The sequence below is a fragment of the Sphingomonas sp. IW22 genome (genome assembly GCF_041321155.1).
Classification (GTDB): domain Bacteria; phylum Pseudomonadota; class Alphaproteobacteria; order Sphingomonadales; family Sphingomonadaceae; genus Sphingomonas.
The window spans coordinates 1782191-1802006 of sequence record NZ_JBGGWB010000001.1 but is presented as its reverse complement, the minus strand read 5'-3'; the positions used below and the strand labels follow the sequence as shown (position 1 = coordinate 1802006).

Below are 19816 nucleotides of genomic sequence, written 5' to 3'. Positions count from 1 at the left end.
AACAGGTCTAGACGAGAGGCCGATGCCGGGTAAAGCGCTAATCACGGGGGCGGCGATTCAGCCGAGGCGCGCGGATTTTCCGGTCAGCAATTTGCCCGCGAACAGGCGGCGTTCGCCGGGCATGTCGGGATCTTCGATCCGTTCGGTCAGCATCGCGACGGCGGCGTCGGTCATGCGTCGCACCGGTTGGCGGATCGAGGTCACTTCATAACTGGCCCAGCCCGCCGGACCCGACCCGTCGAAGCCCACTACCGACAGCCGGTCGGGCACGGCGATGTCGAGATCGATCCGCGCCGCATCCATCGCGCCTGCCGCCATCTGGTCGCTGACGCAGATTACCGCATCGGGCAATGCACCGCGTGCCGCGATCGCGTGCAACCCCGCCCGGCCACTGTCATAGCTGTAATCGCCGCGGACCACCGGCACGTCGTTGATACCCGCCATGGCCAGCCGCTGGGCAGCGGCCATTCGCCTTTCCTCGCCGACATAGCTGTCCTCAGGCCCGGCGATGATCGCGAAACGCTGATGCCCCGCCGCCAGCAGCCGGGTGACCAGCGCCTGTTCCCCGCTGACTGAATCGCAGCAGACTGAAGCCGCCGATGCGATGACCGCCGTGCGGTTGTACAGGACCAGCGGCACTTCATGCTGCGCGAACAGTTCGACCTGCGCGTCGGACAGGCGGGCCGCCGAAATCACCCCATCGACGCTGTGCCGCCAGACCTGATGCAAGACGGCGTCGACTTCACTTTCGGTTTCCAGCGAAAACAACAACATCCGCATGTCGCGCAACGTCAGTTGCCGTGCCAGTTCGGTCAGGACTTCGGGATAATAAAGGTCGGTCAGGCTGGAGATGAGCACCGCGACCAGGTTGGTACGGCCCGAAATCAACCCTTGCGCCAGCGCATTGGGGCGATAGCCCAGCTCGCGCGCCACTTTCAGAATGCGTTCGCGCGTTCCGCTGGACACGCTACCCCCCGGCGCGAAACAGCGCGAGACGGCCGATTGCGACACGCCCGCCACCCGCGCAACGTCATAGGAAGTCGCCCGGCGATTGCCGCGCGGTGCCACGGTTTCGGCTTTGGGCGTCCTGCCTTTCGTCACGATCTGCGTATTTCCATCTGCTTGCCGGTTCCCCCACCGGGCAAGACCCGCCCGCCGGAGCCGCCCTCTATACGCCACCTGCGATGGGGCGAACACATGTAAATGACAGCAACGGCCCGCCCGATCCCGCGCTCACCAGACAAAAAAGGCCGAGCACCCGAAAAGGGCGCCCGGCCATAGGCTCAGGAAGAGTAACGAACCTGCGAAAATCGGGTGGACCGGCATGGGGCGCCGATCCGACCCTTTTCTCGAAGCGGCAATCAGAACTTGTAGGTCGCACCCAGATAATAGGTCGGGCCATAGCGCTGATAGTCGAAGATTTCCTTCATGCTGCTGTCAGTATAGTTGATGAACGGCTCGTCGGTCAGGTTCTTTGCCTGAAGCAACAGACTCAGGCCGGTGAGCGGGCCATTCTGAAACTCATACCCGATCTGGGCATCCAGAATGCCCTCGGCATCCGCCGTACGGAACGACGGGTTCGCCGACAAACCAGCCAGTTCGCCGATGAAGCTGGAGCGGTAACGATAATTGGCCCGCGCCTGGAAGCCGTGCTTTTCGTAGTAGAAGGTGCCGCTGGCGACCCATTTGGACAGGCCGGGGAAGCCGATCGGCTGGGTCGGGTTGCTGGCATAGCGCACATCGCTTTGCGTGTACGACCCGCTGGCAAAGACGCCGAAGCCGTCCAGCACCGGCGCAATCGTGCGCAGCGGCATCGACACGGTCGCCTCGATGCCGGCAATGGTGCCCTTGCCGCTGTTCGACGGGGTCTGGAACAAGCCGATCTCGCCGCCGCTTGCCAGCACCTGCTGTTGCTGCGCCGGGGTCAACAGGCTGAGTGCCGAGCTGAAGTCATAGGCGATATTGTTGTTGGGATCGACGAAGTCGGTCAGGTTCTTGAAGTAACCCGCCAGCGCGACATAGCCGCCATCGGTGAAATAACGCTCTACCGACAGGTCAAGGTTGAGCGACTGATAAGGCCGCAGGTTGATGTTACCCCCGACCGAGGAGAAGGGGCTGAAGAACGGATCGCCACCGCCGATACCGATATTGACCGGATTGATCCGCAATTCCTGATTGATACGCTCCTGATCGAGACGCGGTCGCACCATCGTCTGCGATGCCGACATTTTGACGAACAGGTTGCGCTCCAGCTCGACCGACAGCGTCGCGCTGGGCAGGAAGTTGGTATAGCTCGCCTCGCCGCTGGCGGGCAGCACCGTCACGACGCCGACACCGTTGACGACCTGAAGGTTCGACGTGCTGCCGACCGACGACTGGGTGGTGTGGACGATCTGGGCGCCGAGGCTGCCCTTGACCGACTTGCCGCCGACCTCGCCGTCCAGCGACAGCTTGGCATAGCCGGTCCAGACCTTTTCGGTCACGCTGTTGTCGCGGACCAGTGACACCGGCCGGTTATCGAACACCGAATCCAGCACATTCTCATAGAGATAGACCGGGTCGAGCGCGAGCAGCGAGAAGCCGCCGGCATAGCCCACCGGCACCGATCCGATGACTGCTTCGGCCGGGATGTCGGCCATGGTCGGCGTGCCGCCCGCGACTGTGCAGCTGCCGTCGCCACCCGGCGGGCAGAGATAATAGGACTGGAACGCGCTGACCTTCTTGCGCTGGCTGTAATTGCCGCCGACTTCCCAGCCATTGAAGACGCTGCCACCGCCGAACTCGCCCTTCAGCGATGGGCGCAGCGATTTCAGGTCATCCTCGAACTTCGGCCGGTTGACGAAGCCCGCCTGAACCACCGGCGTCGTCGCCGACTGACCCCAGCCCTGCGGGTCGGTCAGCTTGATGATACCGGTATCCGAATAGTCGATCGTCGGCGAGAAGGAGAAGCCGCCATCTTCGCCCAGCGAAATGCCGATCGTGTCCGGGTTGGCGCCCGCGCGGAGAAAGCCCGATCCTGAATAGGTTTCAAGCAGCACGTCGGTCCGCTCGGCATGCGACCAGCTGGCATCGATGTTCAGGCGAACCGTGTCCGACAGGCCGATATCGTTGTTCCAGCCGAAGGAGAAGTTATCTGCGGTACGCTCGTTCTGGTCATTCGCCTGAACGGGGAACAGGTTGCCATAGGTCGCACCGGTCACGACGCCGTTGTCGACCACCTTGTCGGTCACCGATGCGCTGTTACCCAGCGGGATATACAGGCCGATCTTGCGCTGCGTTTCGGTGAAGTTCGAATAAAGCGCATCGAAGGTGGAGTGGAAATTGTCCGACGGTTCCCATTCCAGCGTGGCCACCACGCCATAACGCTTGAGCAGGTTCGACTGAACATAGGGCTTGGCGCCGGTAATCAGACGGTTGCCGTTGGGATCGTTGATATAGTCCCACGCATTGTAACGCTCGTTCTGGCTGGGCGTCTGCGTTCCCGACACGCCGATCGCGATGCCCAGCGTGTCATTGGCGAACTTGCCGACATAGGTGCCCGTCGCACGCCAACCATAGCGGGTGCCGTCCGGGTTCAGCTTGTCGATGCCGTTCATTTCCCCGCGCGCCGACACGACGAGCAGGTCTTCGGGCTGATCCAGCGGGCGCAGCATCCGCAGGTCGACCGTGCCGGAAATGCCGGCAGCGATCAGGGATGCGTCCGCCGCCTTGTACACATCGACCTGACGGAAGAATTCGGCGGGATATTGGTCGAATTCGACGCCGCGATTGTCGCCGACCGTAACCTGTTCGCGGCCGTTCAACAGCGTGGTGGAGAAGTCCGGCCCCAGACCGCGGATCGACAGGCGCTGGTCGCGTCCCTCCAGCCGCTGCGCGGTGACGCCGGGCAGGCGGGCAAGCGAATCGGCGATCGAAACGTCAGGCAACTTGCCAATGTCTTCAGCAGAGATCGAGTCCACCACGACGGCTGAATCGCGCTTCGTGCGCGCTGCCGTCGCCAGCGATGCGCGAATGCCGGTGACGACGATCGCGCCATCCTCCACCTCAGGTGCGGGTTCAAGCGGAGTGCCAGGGCCCGGCTGGGGCTGCGCGCTCGTAGGTTGCGCCTGCGCGGCGACCGGCGCGGTACTCTGACTGGTCGGTCCGACATCGGCGCTCTGGGCCAATGCGGGCGAACCCAGCATGCTCAGCGCAACCACCGACGAACCGGAAAGCAAAGCCCAATTCAGCATGAAACCCCCCAAAAATGATCCGGGCAAGGCGCCCTGATTCACGTCATTCGGGGGATTGCGTATCGGGCGAAAAAATAGCTGTCCACAATTTTCTGCATCCGAATGCGCTGTTTGCCATGCGATTGTTGCACAATGGTTGCACCGCACAATCCGAAGCAAATATGTCGGAAATAAGGGGCCTTTTGAAGACAAGCGCCTCATCCGGCTCGAATATTGGGATCGGTGAGGTCGCTCCGGTCAGGCGTGGAACGGGCGGTTTCTTGCTTTCGAATGACTGGTCTGGCGCGCTATCGAGGGAACAGATTCGCGATCACGAGCCCTGCCCCGGCCCGCACCTTCACCAAACCAACTGCCGCGACGGCGCACAACCCGCCAACGCGGCTTGTCAGGTCGCACAAATGCATCATCCAGCCCGCCGGCCCGGCCATACCGCTCGCTACACAAAAGCCCTTGTGAACTTGGCAGCGGAGCCATAAGCAGCCTGCATTCGGATGCAAGGAGTGGGTATGGCTCAGTGGTTGAAGCGTGGCCGGGATGCGGAGGTCACCGCGACGAATGATCGTCAGGTTCAGAATGCGGTCGAGACGATCCTGGCCGATATCGCGGCACGCGGCGACGATGCGGTGCGCGAATTGTCGATCAAATTCGATGGATGGGATCGCGATTCCTATCGTCTGAGCGACGCAGAGATTCAGGGCTGCATCGACCAGCTTGACGCTCAGGCGTTGCACGACATTGAATTTGCGCAGACCCAGGTCCGCAATTTCGCGAAGTTGCAGCGCGAATCGATGCTCGACATCGAGGTCGAAACGATGCCCGGTGTTGTGCTGGGCCACAAGAACATCCCGGTAAACGGCGCGGGTTGCTATGTTCCTGGCGGCAAATATCCGCTGCTCGCCTCGGCGCATATGAGCGTCATCACCGCCAAGGTCGCAGGCGTGCCGCGCGTCGTCACCTGCGCGCCGCCGTTCAACGGCCGCCCTGCCCCCGCGATCGTCGCGGCACAGGCGCTGGCGGGTGCCGATGAAATCTATTGCCTGGGCGGAATTCAAGCGGTGGCGGCAATGGGCCTCGGCACGCAAACCATCGCACCGGTCGACATTCTGGTTGGCCCCGGCAACGCCTATGTCGCCGAAGCCAAGCGGCAATTGTTCGGCCGGGTCGGCATCGACCTGTTCGCCGGCCCCACCGAAACGCTGGTGATCGCCGACGAAGTGGGTGCCGACGGCGAATTGTGCGCGACCGACCTGCTGGGTCAGGCCGAACACGGCCCGGACAGCCCCGCCATCCTGCTGACCACGTCAGAGGCGCTGGCCCATGAAACGATGCGCGAGATCGAGCGGCTGTTGCAGGTGCTGCCCACCGCCGATTACGCGCGCCGCGCCTGGGAAAGCTATGGCGAGGTGATCCTTGCCGAAGACGATGCCGAAATGGTCCGCATCGCGGATGAAATCGCGTCCGAACATGTTCAGGTGATGACCCGCGACCCGGATTATTTCCTGGCCAACATGACCAACTATGGCGCGCTGTTCCTGGGCGCGCGCACCAACGTCGCCTATGGCGACAAGGTGATTGGCACCAACCACACGCTGCCCACGCGCAAGGCGGCGCGCTATACCGGCGGCTTGTGGGTCGGCAAGTTCCTGAAAACCTGCACCTATCAGCGCGTCACCAGTGACGAGGCATCGGCCATGATCGGCGAATATTGCAGCCGGTTGTGCGCGCTGGAGGGCTTTGCCGGGCATGGCGAGCAGGCCAATGTCCGCGTGCGTCGCCATGGCGGCCGCAACGTCCCCTATGCCGGGGTCGCCGAAGCGCTCGTCCCCGCCGAATGACCCAGCTGCCGCGCACGCCGTCCTTCCGGCTGGAGGGGAAACGCGCGCTGGTGACTGGCGCGGGGCGCGGGCTGGGCCTGGCCTGCGCCGCCGCGCTGGCCGATGCGGGGGCATCGGTCACGCTGGCGGCGCGGACCGCGCAGGAGGTGGAAGAAGCCGCCGCCGCGATCCGCACCGGCGGCGGCACGGCGGCGGCTTTGGTCCTCGACGTGCTAGACGTCGCCGCCGCGCAGCGCGCCATCGCTGCGGCGGAGCCGTTCGACATTCTGGTCAACAACGCCGGAACCAACCGGCCCCGTTCGTTCACCGATGTCAGCGTCGAAGATTACGACGCGGTCCTCGACCTGAACCTGAAAGCGGCGGTTTTCGTCGCTCAGGCGGTGGCGTCGGGCATGATCGCCGCCGGGCGCGGCGGGTCGATCATCCATATGGGCTCGCAAATGGGGCATGTCGGCGGCGCGAACCGCAGCCTGTATTGTGCATCGAAATGGGCGCTTGAGGGGCTATCCAAGGCAATGGCCATCGACCTTGCCCCGCACCGCATCCGGTCGAACACGATCGCGCCGACCTTCATCGAAACGCCGATGACGCGCCCCTTTTTTGAAGATGCCGCCTTTCGCGACAGCGTATTGGCCAAGATCAAGCTGGGTCGGCTGGGCACGGTCGAGGATGTGATGGGCGCTGTCGTCTTTCTCGCATCCCCCGCCGCCGCGCTGGTCACGGGCACCAGCCTTGTCGTCGATGGCGGCTGGACCGCCGACTGACCCGCGAAACCGCCACCCATTGACCGCGCCAGCGTCGCGCGAACAGGAGTCTCATGGCCGACCATATCCTGACCACCCATGTCGGATCGCTGCCGCGCGATGCCGATGTGACCGAACTGGTCTTCGCGCTGGAACGCGGCGATGCTGTCGATCCTGCCCGTTTCGATACGGTGATCGGCGATGCCGTCGACGCATGCGTCGCGCGGCAGGTGGCGTGCGGCATCGATCTGGTTTCCGATGGCGAGATGTCGAAGATCAGCTATGCGACCTATATCAAGGATCGCATCACCGGCTTTGACGGCGATTCAGAACGCACGCCGCCCGCCGATCTTGAGGCATTTCCCAGTTTCCTGAAACGCCAGGCGAGCAGTGGCGGTACGCCGACCTATCGCCGCCCGTGCTGCGTCGGCCCGGTGGCGCCGCTGACGCTGGCGCCGCTGCATGAGGATCTGGCCCGGTTCGACCGCGCCGTTGCGCGGCACCACCCGGCGGGGGGATTCATGAACGCCGCCTCCCCCGGCGTGATCGCGCTGTTCCAGCCCAATCGCCATTATCCGACGCAGGATGCGTATCTTGAGGCGCTGGCCGAAGCGATGCGCCCGGAATATGAGGCGATTGTCGCCGCCGGACTGATCCTGCAACTCGACAGCCCCGACCTGGGGCTGGGCCGCCACATGATGTACAAGGACCGGTCGGAAGCAGAATATCTCTCGCTGATCGAGCGGCATGTCGAGGTGCTGAACCACGCGCTGCGCAACGTGCCCGCCGAACAGGTGCGGATGCACGTCTGCTGGGGCAATTACGAAGGCCCGCATCACCACGATGTCGAAATGCGGACGATCCTGCCCATTCTGATGAAGGCCAAACCGCAGGGCCTGTTGTTCGAAACCGCCAATCCCCGGCATCAGCATGACTGGCAGGCGTTTCGCGACCTGGCGGCACTGGTGCCGGACGACCGCGTGCTGATCCCCGGCGTGATCGATTCGACCACCAACTTCATCGAACACCCCGAAGTCGTCGCGCTTCGCATCGAACAGTTCGCGAATCTGGTCGGGCGCGAGCGCGTGATCGCCGGGACCGATTGCGGCTTTTCGACCTTTGCCGGGTTCGGCGCGGTCGATCCTGACATCGTCTATGCGAAGCTGGCGACGCTGGCCGAAGGGGCGGCGCGGGCCAGCGACCGGCTTTGGGGTCGCGGGGCATGACGCTGAAACAACGGCTGGCCGCGCGGGAACGGATTATCGGCACTTTCGTCAAGACACCCTCCCCGATTGTGGTCGAGGTGCTCTCGCTGACGGCGCTCGACTGCCTGTGCCTTGATGCGGAACATGCGCCGTTCGACCGGCTCGCGATCGATGGATGCGTGATGGCGGCGCGCGCGGCGGGCAAGGACGTGCTGGTCCGCGTACCGGTCGCCACCAGCGACCATGTCCTGAACGCGCTGGATTGCGGCGCGACCGGCATCGTCGCCCCGCATGTCCGCAGCGCGGAGGAAGCGGCGGCGCTGGTCCGCATGGCGCATTATGGCCGGGGCGGGCGCGGCTATGCCGGATCGTCGCGCGCGGCGGAATATACCACCCGGCCGATGGCAAACCATCTGGCCAGTTCGGCGGCGCGCACCGTCGTCATCGCCCAGATCGAGGACCCGGAAGCGGTGGACGCGATCGACGCCATCGCCGCGACCGACGGCATCGACGCGCTGTTCGTGGGCCGGGTCGACCTGACCGTAGCCTATGGCGCGGCGAGCCAGGACGATCCGGTGGTGGTCGACGCGGTCGAGCGCATCTGCGCGGCGGGGCGGCGGCACAATCGCCCGGTCGGCATGTTCCTGGCCCGCGCCGCCGACATTCCGCACTGGCAGGGACATGGCGCCACGCTGTTCCTGCTCGGATCGGATCATGGCTTCATGCTGGCCGGTGCCAATGCGCTGGCCATGGCCGGATAAGCCACCGCGAAACGGGGAGCGGGGCGCGGCCGGCACCCCCGCCCCGGCCCGCCTATCCCCGTTGCGTTCGCGGCGTCAGCGTTTCGGGCAGGCTGCGCCAGATCATCGCCGCCACCAGAAAGATCAGGCAGGCGACCAGCATCGCCGCGCGCAATCCCACACCGGCCGCCAGCGCGCCCGTCACCAGCGGTGCGAAAAAGCTGATCAACCGCCCCCAGTTGAAGATCGACGCCGCCGTCGATTTCAGGTGCGGCGGGTACAGCTCGGCCAGCCACGGCCCCCACACCACACTGGACGACAGGCCGAAGCCATAGGCAAAGCCGACAACGATCAGCAGCGGCACGATCGACGGGATGGTCAGGTAAATGGCGATCGACACCGCCGCCATGACAAAACCCAGCGCCGCGAACCGCCGCCCCAGCCGGTCCGACGCCCAGCCCCAGGCAAAGCCGCCGATCATGTTGCCCGCGAACTGGGCTGCGACCAGCCGCCCGATCACTTCGGCATCCAGCAGGCGCACATCCTTCAGGTAAATGGTCAGCCAGCCACTGAACGCCTGATAGGCGAAGAAATTCAGCCCGGTCAGGCTGGCGAGCAACAGGGTACGGCGGCGCACAGCGGGCGCGAACAGCTCCCGAATGGGAAAGCGCGACGCCTGTACCACCACACCGCCGGCGGGCACGATGACCCAGGCCAGCGCCGCCAGCAGCACCGGCGGCACCCCGCCCAGCCACAGCAACATGCGCCAGTCCGCATCGCCCAGATTGCCCAGCGCCAGCCCCAGCACCACGATCGCGCTGCTGAACGTCAGGTTGATCGCGCTGGCCAGCCGCCCGCGCACGCCCGCGCCGAACAGGCTGACATAAATACCGACAATGACCGGAAAACTGCCACCCAGGAACAGCCCCAGCACGAAACGCTGCAACAAGAGCTGCACATAGCTGGCCACGCCCACGCCCGCGATCAGCATCACGCCATAGCCGACCATGATCGCCACCAGCATGTTGCGCCGCCCCAGCCGGTCGGCCAACTGGCCAAAGGCGATGGCACCGACCAGCGCGCCGGCCCCTTGCGCCGAATAGGCCGAGCCCGCCTGTGTCAGCGTGAGGCCAAGGCTGTCGCGGATGAAGGGGCGCAACACGTCCACCGTGTTCCACGCCCAGCCGTAGAAGAACTCAGCGATCAGCACGAAACCAAAGGCCGCGATTCGCCGCGCCAGGCTGTGGTCGAACCCGCCACTCGATCCCGCTGATAATATGGAGGACGCGGGGCCAGGCGCGACGCCAATGCCGTCCTGCCCGCCCCCCAATTCCGCCCGCACGCCACCGATCCCCGTCATATCCCGCCACCCCTTGTCCAGCGCCGCGCTACCGGGCGGCCCGCTGTCATGCAGGACATTGCCTGTTCGGGATTATCGCCGTGCCATCCCATGTCATGATCGACGCAAGGCTATCGGCGCGCCCCCCGCCTGTCCATCACATTTGCATCCGGAGTACGGCAGCACCCTACGCCGGAGTGTCTACACAATTTGGTGCTTTGCGCGCGCCGGATCGCGTGACAAATGCATTCGCAGTCACTAGCAAACAGCGCGAAGCGTCGCGCGTCGCGGCGTCCGTATTGGAGACAAGGCAAATGGCCGATCAGGCGCCAAAGGGGTTCGAGCACACCACCAGCTATGTCAAGGCTCCGGCCCGCGACTCGCTTGTCGATACGGGCGACGTCGTCTCGCTCGTCGAATCGATCCTGGCCGGGGTGCGCGATCGCGGGGACGCGGCGGTCCGCGAATATTCGATCAAGTTCGACCGCGCCGATCTCGACCAGTTCGAAGTGTCGAACGCCGACCGGCTGGCGGCCGTGGACGCGCTGGAGGCGCAGACGCGCGCCGATACCGAATTCGCGATCGACAATGTCCGCCGCTTTGCCGAAGCGCAGCTGTCGACCATCCTGCCGCTGGAGGTTGAGCCGCTGCCCGGTCTGCACCTGGGCCACCGGGTGATCCCGATCCAGCGCGTCGGCGCCTATGTCCCCGGCGGCCGTTTCCCGCTGTTGTCGGCACCGATCATGACGATCGTGCCGGGCAAGGTCGCGGGCTGCGACGAAGTTGTCGCTTGCCTGCCGCCCAACGCGCATCAGGCGATGATCGCGGGCTGCCACCTGTCGGGCGCGGATCGCATCTTCCGCGTGGGCGGCGCACAGGCGATCGGCGCGATGGCGTTCGGCACCGAAAGCATTCCGCAGGTCAACAAGATCGTCGGCCCCGGCAACGCCTTCGTCAACGAAGCGAAGCGCCAGGTGTTCGGTCCGGTCGGCATCGACCAGCTCGCCGGTCCGTCGGAAATCTTCGTGCTGGCCGATGCCAGCGGCGACCCCCGGCTGATCGCCGCCGACCTGCTGGCGCAGGCGGAGCATGACGTGCGGACCCGTGTCGGCCTGATCACCACCGACCGGGCCGTGGCAGAGGAAACCGCTCGCGAAGTTGAGCGTCAGCTCGAGACGCTGGCCACCGCCGGCATCGCCGGAGAGAGCTGGCGCAACTACGGCGAGATCGTGCTGTGCCAGGACGAGGCGGCGATGATCGCCTATTCCGACCATGTCGCCGCCGAACATCTTCAGGTGCACACCACCGACGCACACGGGCTGGCGGCAAAGCTGCGCAACTATGGCTCGCTGTTCATCGGTGAGAATGCCAGCGTCGTCTATTCGGACAAGACGGTGGGCACCAATCACACTCTGCCGACCATGGGCGCGGGCCGCTATACCGGCGGTCTGTGGGTCGGTTCCTATGTGAAGATCGCGACCCATCAGTGGCTGGAGGACGAAGCCGTGCTACGCGTCGGCCCGCCCGCATCGCGCCAGAGCGCCAGCGAGGGTATGGAGGGCCATATGAAAGCCGCTCAGGTCCGCGTCGACCGCCTGCATCAGGCCGCCGCCAAGTAATCGGCAGTTCCCGGCCGGTGCGATCGCGCCGGTCGGGAATCATTCGCGGCAATGCCGCTGGAAAATAAAAAAAGGCGCGACCGCGGCAGCGATCGCGCCCTTTCCTGTCGTCCCTGCGCGCCTCAGGCGGCCTGAACGTCCTAGAACACCGGCATTGACGGCGCATCGCTGCCGCGCACGATGAACGCCACCAGATCGACCGATGCGGTATTGCGGAATGCATGCGGCAAGCCGACCGGCACGGTCAGCGTATCGCCCGCGCCCATCACGATCGCCCCGCCGGCCCAGCTGATCTCCAGCGTGCCCGACTGCACGAAGATCACTTCCGCTTCCGAACGGGCGTGTGACGGCACAAAGGCGCCCGTCCGCATCGTCAGCCGCCGCACGTTAAAGCCGTGCGGCCACCATCCCGCAATCGGCCCGGCGCCAAAGCCATCACCGGTTGCGACCGGCGTGATGACGGCTGCTTCCTCTACACCGTCGCGCGCCAAGGGCGAATTGGGATTGGCGACCATCGCATCGGCGGCGACCACGCATTCACGCAGCTTCTCCATTGGCGGCGTGCGCAGTTCGGCCGCTATATCGGCGGCGGTCGCATCGGCCAGTTCGACATCCTGCAACGCATATTCGCCGCTGGACGTGTCGATCAGCCGTCCGCCCTTGGCCAGTTTCAGCCCGTGATCGGCTGCGGCTTCGAACACGGCGGGCGCCCATGTCACCTTGCCCGGATCGTCCTGACCCAGGACGGTGAACAGAAAGCCAAGTCCCTCGTCCAGTTTCGCAAAGCCACGGAACATATGGATTGGCACCGATGCGACATCGCCGGGGCCGATGTCGATAAAGCCATCTTCCTTGTTCGGCCCGAAGGGAAGTCGCCAGTGCCCGGAATGCACGACGAACACTTCCGCCGTATCGTGGCTGTGCTGCGAATTCACGCAGCCAAAGGGCTGGCGCGCGGCCCCGATATTGAACCCGTGGCGTTCGGTGATGTGGACATGCTGATCCGCACTTTCCGACACCCCGGCACCGATGATGGTGAAATTCTCCTTTTCCGTCGAACCCGGCGTCCGCGTATCGATGAACGCAGTGCGGCACGGCACCAGATCCGCATACCGCACAAGCCGCGCGCGCATGGCGTCCTCAGTCCAATCCACCTTGATCTCCTACAGCGCTAAACGCTCTTGCATCCGAATGCAGAACAGCTAGACCAACTCGCACATTGGTGCAAGGCGGCAGGCGGCGTGAACTCCCAGGGATCGATTTCGGCAGCGGATTTGAAAGCTGCGACGGACGCGGCAGTGCCGATCGTGCTGCTGCCCGGAACACTTTGCGACGATGCGATATTTTCCCCGCTCCTCGCCCGGATTGCCGTCCGCGCGTCACAGGTCGTCGTGATCGACCAATCCGATCCGGTGAAAGCGGCGCGCACGGTACTGGATCGCGCGCCGGGCCGGTTCGCCCTTATCGGCTTCTCGCTGGGTGGATTGGTTGCATTGGAAATCGCTCTGATGGCGCCCGATCGGGTGGTCGGGTTGGCGATGATCGACAGCAACGCCCGCGCGCGCGCCGCCGATGCGCCGCCATCGGCACCGACGCCCGCCGATGCCGTGGCGGCGGTCTGGCCGGGCTGCGTCGGCCCCGCCCGTCGCGACGATGCCGCCTTGCGCGCGCTCTTGGACGCCATGGCAGAGCGCGTCGGTGCCGAAACCTTTGCCGCGCAGGAAAAGCTGGTTCGCGCCCGCACCGACAAGCGCGAACGGCTGGCGGCGATCACCGCCCCGGCGCTTATCCTGGCCGGGCAGGAGGATCGCCTGTGCCCGCCCGCCGTGCAGCAGGAAATGGCGTCGGCCATGCCCGACGCCGAACTGATCCTGATCGACGGCGTGGGCCATTTCGCGCCAATCGAGGACCCCGACACGGTTGCAATCCACGTCGCCACATGGCTCGCGCGTGTGGACCGTGCCTGTCAGATGCCCGACCGGGCCGAAAAAGGAGGAAGCATGACCAAGACTGAGACGTCCGCGAGCGGAAAGACCGACACTGCCGCGCAGCAGGACGGACAGGTGCTACAGGTCGAACGACGCGACTTCACCCAACTGGTCCCCACCGATCGTCCGCGCACGCAGAGCATGCGGGGTTTCGATCCCATCTATACCGACATTGTCGATTATATCGTACGTTGCACCCACCGCATCTGGGACGAGCGCGATGTCGGGCTGATCTATACCCATTACACCCATAATTGCGTGGCTTACACGACGCTGGGCACGATGTATGATCGCGAGACGCATATTCGCGACACCATCCAGCGGCTGGTCGAATTCCCCGACCGTCGCGGCCTGGCCCAGCAGGTGATCTGGCGCGGCAATGACGTGGACGGCTTCTACACCAGCCACATGACACATGGTCAGGGCCGTCACAGCCAGTTCGGCATGTACGGCAAGCCGACCGGTCGCACCTTTCTGACGCGCACGGTTGCAGACTGCATGATCGTGGAAAACAAGATCTACAAGGAATGGATCGTCCGCGACAATCTGGGCCCCGTCATCCAGCTCGGCCTGGACCCGCATGCCTTTGCCCAGGAAATCGCCAATCGCAAGTTCGAGGCGGGCCAGCCGGTGATGGAGGTGGTCGAAAACCGCCGCCTGCTCGGCCAGTATCCGCCGGAAACCGAAGCCGATGTCTCGATCGCCCATAGCGAGGACGAGGCACAGCTGCTGCGCGACCTGCACCACATCTATAACAAGCGGATGTTCGGTCGCATTCACGAACTCTATGCGCCCAATTGCCAGTGGCACGGGCCATTGATGCGCGAATATTACGGCGTCGCAGCCGTGTTGCAGCAGACCATGCGCCTGATCGCACTGATCCCCGACGGCTACTTCGTGCCGCAGCACATCTGTTCGGTCGAAAGCGAAGAAGGCGGCACCAAATATGCCGTTCGCTGGATGCTGGACGGTCACCATCTGGGCTATGGCGCGCTGGGCGCACCGACCGGGCATCCGCTGTCGGTCATGGGCGTCAATCACTTCCATGTTCGCGATGGCAAGATCATCGACGAATGGGTCGTGTATGACGAACTGTCGATGCTGGCACAGGTCAAGTTGGCGCAGTTGCAGCAGGACGCCGGGATCCCGCGCTGATCGCACAGGCGGCGGGCGATCGCGTCCGCCGCCCCTTCTTTTCATGACCGCACGAACAGGTGGACCGATGGACTGGGCAGCGGACGGCGGGATCGACGCGTTCCTGGCGGCGATCCGGGCCGGGACAATCAGCGCCGAGACCATGGTGCGGACGTGCCTGTCGCGGATCGACACACAGGATCGCGCCGGCCCGGCCCTCCGCGCGATGTTGCGGATCACGCCCGACCTGATCGACATGGCCCGCGCGCGCGACCTTGCCCGCCAAGGCGGCGCGCCGTTGACCCCGCTCCACGGCGTACCGATCGCGATCAAGGACAACATCGATCTGTACGGCATGGCCACGACATCGGGCTGTGCCGCGCTGGCCGGTGCAATGCCTCCTCGGAACGCACCCGTGGTCGATGCGCTGCTCAACGCCGGCGCGGTTCCGGTGGGCAAGACCAACCTGTCCGAGTTCTCCTTCGAAATCCGATCGCGAAGCTCATTGGGCGGTGACACGCTGAACCCTTTTACGCCGACGGTAACGTCGGGTGGGTCCAGCGGCGGGACCGCGGTCGCGGTCGCTGCGGGCTTTGCACTGGCCGGAATCGGCACCGACACCGGCGGCTCAATCCGCGTCCCTGCCGCCTATACGGGGCTGGTAGGTCTGCGCCCGACCTGGGGGGCCATCTCGACGCAGGGGGTGGCGCCGCTCGCACCGTCGACCGACACCGTTGGCGTAATTACCCGACTGGTCGCCGATGCAGCGCTGCTGTTTGATATCCTGGCGCCCCTTCGCCCCGCGCGCGCAACACCGCCGACGATGGCAGGCATGCGCGTCGGCGTCGTGCGCCAGTTGTTCGGCACGCATCCCGATATCGTCCGCGGTATCGAAGATGCGATCGCCACGCTGCGCGATGCAGGGGCGACACTCGAAGATTTCCCTGCCCTCCCCGATGCGCTGATCCCGGCGGGCGCGCATATCGTGGATGAAGAATTCGGTCCCGCTTTCGACACCTATCTCCGCGACAATTTCGAGCCGGGCAGCGTGCCGGCCTCGCTGAACGAACTGATCGCAAGCGGCCGGTTCCTGCGCGACTATGATGCTGACTTGCGCGCGCGCGCTTTGCCCCGCGACCCGGCGGTACGGACGGCGATTCGGGCACGCCATGCACGCCTGCGCGACACGCTTGATACGATGATGACGGCGCGCGGGTTCGACGCCCTGCTCTATCCGCCATCAGGCGTGCTGCCGGATTCGCTCGACAATCCCAAGGGCGGCTGGGCACCCGAATTGGCGGCATGCACCGGCTGGCCTGCGCTGGTGGTGCCGACCGGGCGCGCCGGAAACGGTCTGCCGCTGTCGGCGGAACTGTTGGGCCGGGCACATGACGAGGCAACGCTGTTCGCGCTGGGCACCGCCCTCGAAGCGCGTCTGGGGCCACGCCCTGTCCCAACCTTGGAACCGAAGTAACCTCGCTTCGCCCGCCCCTTTACTTTCGCATTCGAATGCAATCTAACGGCGCGCGAAGGGAGCGGCGGGGTATGAAAAGCGATAACGGCATCGGCGGCGCCGACATACCGGTTATGACCCTCAGGCGGCGGCTGTTGATCTTCGCTGCGCTGATGCTCAGCGAATTCTTCTATGGCTGGGCGTGGAACACCGTTGATGTGCTCCGCCCGTTCCAGCGCGCCTCGCTCGGCCTGTCGCTGGTGGAGGCAGGGTCCACCTATTCGGCGCAAGGGGCCGGGGCGCTGATCGGCGCGATACTGATCGGCCAGCTTGCCGACCGGTTCGGGCGGCGGATCATGCTGACCACGATCATCCTGGGATATGGCCTTTCGCTGCTGGCCGGATTGCTGGTGGCCGATTATCCGCAACTGCTGGCCCAGCGTTTCGTGCTGGGGCTGTTCATGGGCGGCGTGTTCCCCGTTGGCGTCAGCATTTACGTGAATCTGTTCGAAGGACATTTGCGCGGCCGCGTTGCTGGCACCCTCAACGCCTGTTTCAGCTTTTCGATCGTCGCGCTGGGCCTCGCGCTCGGGCGCCTGGGGGGCCATGACTGGCATTTGCTGCTGTGGCTGGGCGGCGTGCCGCCATTGCTGTTGGCGGGTGCGGTGCTGGCGTTGATCCCGCCCGGGTCCAGCGTCGATCGCCATCATGTCCGCGCCGAACGGCTGCCGGTGCGCGAGCTGTTTCACCCCAGCGTGCGGCGCCAGACGCTGTTGCTGGCGGCGATGACCGGCCTGAACTTCTTTGGCTATCAGGCTTATAGCGGCTGGCTGACCACTTATCTTACCGAAAGTCGGGGCTTGTCGGCGGCGGTAGCGGGCGAAATGGTGGCTTGGCAGTTCGCGGGCAACATCGCTGGCGGCTTTGCCTGGGGCTGGGCGGCGGACCGGTTCGGGCGGCGCTTCAACGCCATCGGCTTCCTGATCGCATCGGCGGCAATCATCGTCTATTTGCTGATGCCCGGCAATCTGCTGCTGTTCCGGATGGTCGGCCTGATCTATGGCGCGGCGCTGTGCTCCAGCGTGATCTGGGGGCCTTGGCTGGCCGAACTCTATCCGCCGCATCTGCGCTCGACGGCGGCGTCCATCTTCAACTGGGGGCGGATCATCAGCTTTTTCGCGCCGCTGGTCACCGGCTTCCTGGCCGACCAATACGGATTGACCGTGGCCATGGCATCCGCAGCGATCGCCTTTACCCTTGCTGCGCTGATCTGGCTAAGCCAGCGCGAAACGCTTCCCGCGCGTGCAGTCAGTCCGATCGCGGTCTAAAATCTCAAAAAGCGTTTTGGCCAGTGGCCTGGTCGGGAATAAGCCAGTATCTGGCGGTGGCATGTAGAACATGCCGGAGCAGCTGTTGGCGCGTTGCTTGTAGCAGGTGGCGATCGCCCGATTAATTTTGAGATAGGCGAATATGCGTCTACAGTACTTGGCGACCGCCAGCGGTAGCACCTGAAGATCCGCTTTGCCCCGCTTAAGGTGCTGTCTCTGCCAGCGCGCGGGTCAGGCCGTCACACGGTTCTCGATGAGATCGTCGACAACCGCCGGATCGGCCAGCGTCGATGTATCGCCCAGCGACGACACGTCGCCCTCAGCAATTTTGCGAAGGATGCGCCGCATGATCTTACCGCTGCGCGTCTTGGGCAGGCCGGGGGCGAATTGCAGCGCATCGGGCGTCGCGATCGGCCCGATTTCCTTGCGGACCCATTTGCACAATTCGTCGCGCAGGCCGTCCGACGCCTTCTCGCCCGCGTTCAGCGTGACATAGGCATAGATGCCCTGGCCCTTCACCTCGTGCGGCATCCCGACCACGGCAGCCTCCGCGACCTTGGGGTGGGCGACCAGCGCGCTTTCGACCTCGGCGGTGCCCATGCGGTGGCCCGACACGTTGATGACATCGTCGACGCGGCCCGTGATCCAGTAGTAACCGTCCTCGTCGCGGCGGCATCCGTCGCCGGTGAAATACTTGCCTTTGTACGTGCTGAAATAGGTCTGGAAGAAACGGTGATGGTCGCCCCACACGGTTCGCATCTGCCCCGGCCATGACCGTGTAAGGACAAGGTTGCCGTCGGCTGCGCCCTCCAGCACCCGCCCATCGGCATCGACCAGTTGCGGTGCGACGCCCGGCAGCGGCTTCGTCGCCGATCCGGGCTTGAGGTCGGTCGCACCCGGTAATGGCGCGATCAGCACACCGCCGGTCTCGGTCTGCCACCAGGTGTCGACAATGGGGCAGCGGCCTTCGCCCGCCACCTCATGGTACCAGCGCCACGCCTCCGGATTGATTGGCTCGCCGACGCTGGCGAGCAGCTTCAGCGATTTCCGGCTGGTCGCCTTCACCGGCCCGGCACCGTCCTTCATCAGCGAGCGCAGCGCCGTCGGCGAGGTGTAGAGTGTGTCCACCCGGTGCTTGTCGACGATCTGCCAGATGCGGCTGGCGTCGGGCCAGTTCGGCACCCCCTCGTGCATCAGGGTCGTCGCGCCGTTGGCGAGCGGGCCATAGACGATATAGCTATGCCCCGTGACCCAGCCGATGTCCGCACCGCACCACCAAACCTGGCCCGGTTTATAGTCGAAGCACCAGTGATGCGTCAGGCTTGACCAGAGCAGATAGCCGCCTGTCGTGTGCAGCACGCCCTTGGGCTTGCCGGTCGATCCGCTGGTGTAGAGGATGAACAGCGGATCCTCGGCGTTCATCGGTTCGGCCGGGCAATCGGCATCGACGCCCGCCGCCGCCTCGTCGAACCAGAGGTCGCGGCCCTCGGTCATCGAAACCTCGCCGCCGGTCGCCTTGATGACGAGCACGGTCTCAAGGCTCGGCGCCCGCTTCGCCGCTTCGTCGACATTGGCCTTCAGCGGCACGCGCCGTCCGCCGCGACAGCCCTCGTCGGCGGTCACCACGATCTTCGAATCGCAATCCTGAATGCGCCCCGCCAGTGCCTCGGGCGAGAAGCCGCCGAAGACGACCGAATGGATCGCCCCGATCCGCGCGCACGCCAGCACGGCGAATGCCGCCTCGGGGATCATCGGGAGGTAGACCGTGACGCGGTCGCCCTTGGTCACGCCCTGTGCCTTGAGCACGTTGGCGAAGCGGCAGACCTCGGCATAAAGCTCCCGGTACGTGAACCGCCGCACCGCGCCATCCGGGCTGTCGGGCTCCCACAGGATCGCGGTCTGATCGCCGCGGCTTTCCAGATGCCGGTCGATGCAGTTGACCGAGACATTGAGGACGCCGTCCTCAAACCATTTGATGCCGAAATCGCCCTCGTCGAACGAGCAGTTGCCCGCCACGCTGGGCGCCTTCACCCAGTCGAGCCGCTTGGCCTGCTCCAGCCAGAACGCATCCGGCGCATCCATGCTTTCGCGGTACAGTCGCTCATACCCGGCAGCATCGACATGCGCGCGCGCGGCCCAGTCCGACGGCACGGGGTAAAGGGCGCGGTCGGGAAGGTCGTCTTTGGATGCAGTCGCCATC

General features: G+C 64.9%; 13 protein-coding genes. 8 read left to right on the top strand and 5 right to left on the bottom strand.

Features of this window, described 5'->3' with window-relative positions; all coding sequences use genetic code 11:
• Positions 1 to 57: 57 nt before the first annotated feature.
• Entirely contained in the window at positions 58 to 1101 is a 1044-nt protein-coding gene (locus tag ACAX61_RS08925; protein ID WP_370714406.1) for a LacI family DNA-binding transcriptional regulator, read from the bottom strand.
• A 260-nt stretch (positions 1102 to 1361) separates the two neighbouring features.
• Positions 1362 to 4232: a TonB-dependent receptor gene (locus ACAX61_RS08920; protein ID WP_370714405.1), complete on the bottom strand. Its 2871-nt coding sequence runs from the start codon at positions 4230 to 4232 to the stop codon at positions 1362 to 1364.
• 506 nt (positions 4233 to 4738) lie between these two features.
• Between ACAX61_RS08920 and hisD (ACAX61_RS08915) the strand changes: the two genes are divergently transcribed.
• Genes hisD (ACAX61_RS08915) through ACAX61_RS08900 form a run of 4 tightly spaced genes read left to right on the top strand, consistent with a single transcriptional unit; the run spans position 4739 to position 8776 of the window.
• Positions 4739 to 6067 carry a histidinol dehydrogenase gene (gene hisD / locus ACAX61_RS08915; protein ID WP_370714404.1) on the top strand — a complete coding sequence of 443 codons (1329 nt, stop codon included), beginning with the start codon at positions 4739 to 4741 and terminating at the stop codon, positions 6065 to 6067.
• Positions 6064 to 6831, top strand: a complete 768-nt coding sequence (locus tag ACAX61_RS08910; RefSeq protein WP_370714403.1) for an SDR family NAD(P)-dependent oxidoreductase — start codon at positions 6064 to 6066, stop codon at positions 6829 to 6831. Before hisD (ACAX61_RS08915) ends, ACAX61_RS08910 begins: the two co-directional genes overlap by 4 nt.
• A gap of 53 nt (positions 6832 to 6884) precedes the next feature.
• Positions 6885 to 8036 (top strand): cobalamin-independent methionine synthase II family protein, encoded by a 1152-nt coding sequence (locus ACAX61_RS08905; RefSeq protein ID WP_370714402.1) that lies wholly within the window; start codon positions 6885 to 6887, stop codon positions 8034 to 8036.
• Positions 8033 to 8776 (top strand): HpcH/HpaI aldolase family protein, encoded by a 744-nt coding sequence (locus ACAX61_RS08900; protein WP_370714401.1) that lies wholly within the window; start codon positions 8033 to 8035, stop codon positions 8774 to 8776. The genes ACAX61_RS08905 and ACAX61_RS08900 overlap by 4 nt, the downstream gene beginning before the upstream one ends.
• Positions 8777 to 8828: 52 nt before the next feature.
• Here the strand turns inward: ACAX61_RS08900 and ACAX61_RS08895 are convergent, their stop codons facing one another.
• A complete protein-coding gene (locus ACAX61_RS08895; protein WP_370714400.1) occupies positions 8829 to 10115 on the bottom strand; it encodes an MFS transporter in 1287 nt (428 codons plus the stop codon).
• 293 nt (positions 10116 to 10408) lie between these two features.
• Between ACAX61_RS08895 and hisD (ACAX61_RS08890) the strand changes: the two genes are divergently transcribed.
• Positions 10409 to 11713 (top strand): histidinol dehydrogenase, encoded by a 1305-nt coding sequence (gene hisD / locus ACAX61_RS08890; RefSeq protein ID WP_370714399.1) that lies wholly within the window; start codon positions 10409 to 10411, stop codon positions 11711 to 11713.
• A 140-nt stretch (positions 11714 to 11853) separates the two neighbouring features.
• Here hisD (ACAX61_RS08890) and ACAX61_RS08885 read toward each other — a convergent pair whose 3' ends face one another.
• Positions 11854 to 12867 carry a cupin domain-containing protein gene (locus ACAX61_RS08885; RefSeq protein WP_370714398.1) on the bottom strand — a complete coding sequence of 338 codons (1014 nt, stop codon included), beginning with the start codon at positions 12865 to 12867 and terminating at the stop codon, positions 11854 to 11856.
• A gap of 120 nt (positions 12868 to 12987) precedes the next feature.
• Here ACAX61_RS08885 and ACAX61_RS08880 point away from each other — a divergent pair, with 120 nt between their 5' ends.
• The 3 genes from ACAX61_RS08880 (at position 12988) to ACAX61_RS08870 (ending at position 17616) form a co-directional block, all read left to right on the top strand.
• Positions 12988 to 14856 carry an alpha/beta fold hydrolase gene (locus ACAX61_RS08880; RefSeq protein WP_370714397.1) on the top strand — a complete coding sequence of 623 codons (1869 nt, stop codon included), beginning with the start codon at positions 12988 to 12990 and terminating at the stop codon, positions 14854 to 14856.
• 43 nt (positions 14857 to 14899) lie between these two features.
• Positions 14900 to 16309 carry an amidase gene (locus ACAX61_RS08875; RefSeq protein WP_370714396.1) on the top strand — a complete coding sequence of 470 codons (1410 nt, stop codon included), beginning with the start codon at positions 14900 to 14902 and terminating at the stop codon, positions 16307 to 16309.
• Positions 16310 to 16380: 71 nt separating this feature from the next.
• A complete protein-coding gene (locus ACAX61_RS08870; protein ID WP_370714395.1) occupies positions 16381 to 17616 on the top strand; it encodes an MFS transporter in 1236 nt (411 codons plus the stop codon).
• Between the two features lie 231 nt (positions 17617 to 17847).
• Here ACAX61_RS08870 and acs read toward each other — a convergent pair whose 3' ends face one another.
• Positions 17848 to 19815, bottom strand: coding sequence for an acetate--CoA ligase (acs, locus tag ACAX61_RS08865; protein ID WP_370714394.1), 1968 nt, complete (start codon positions 19813 to 19815; stop codon positions 17848 to 17850).
• Position 19816 lies beyond the last annotated feature (1 nt).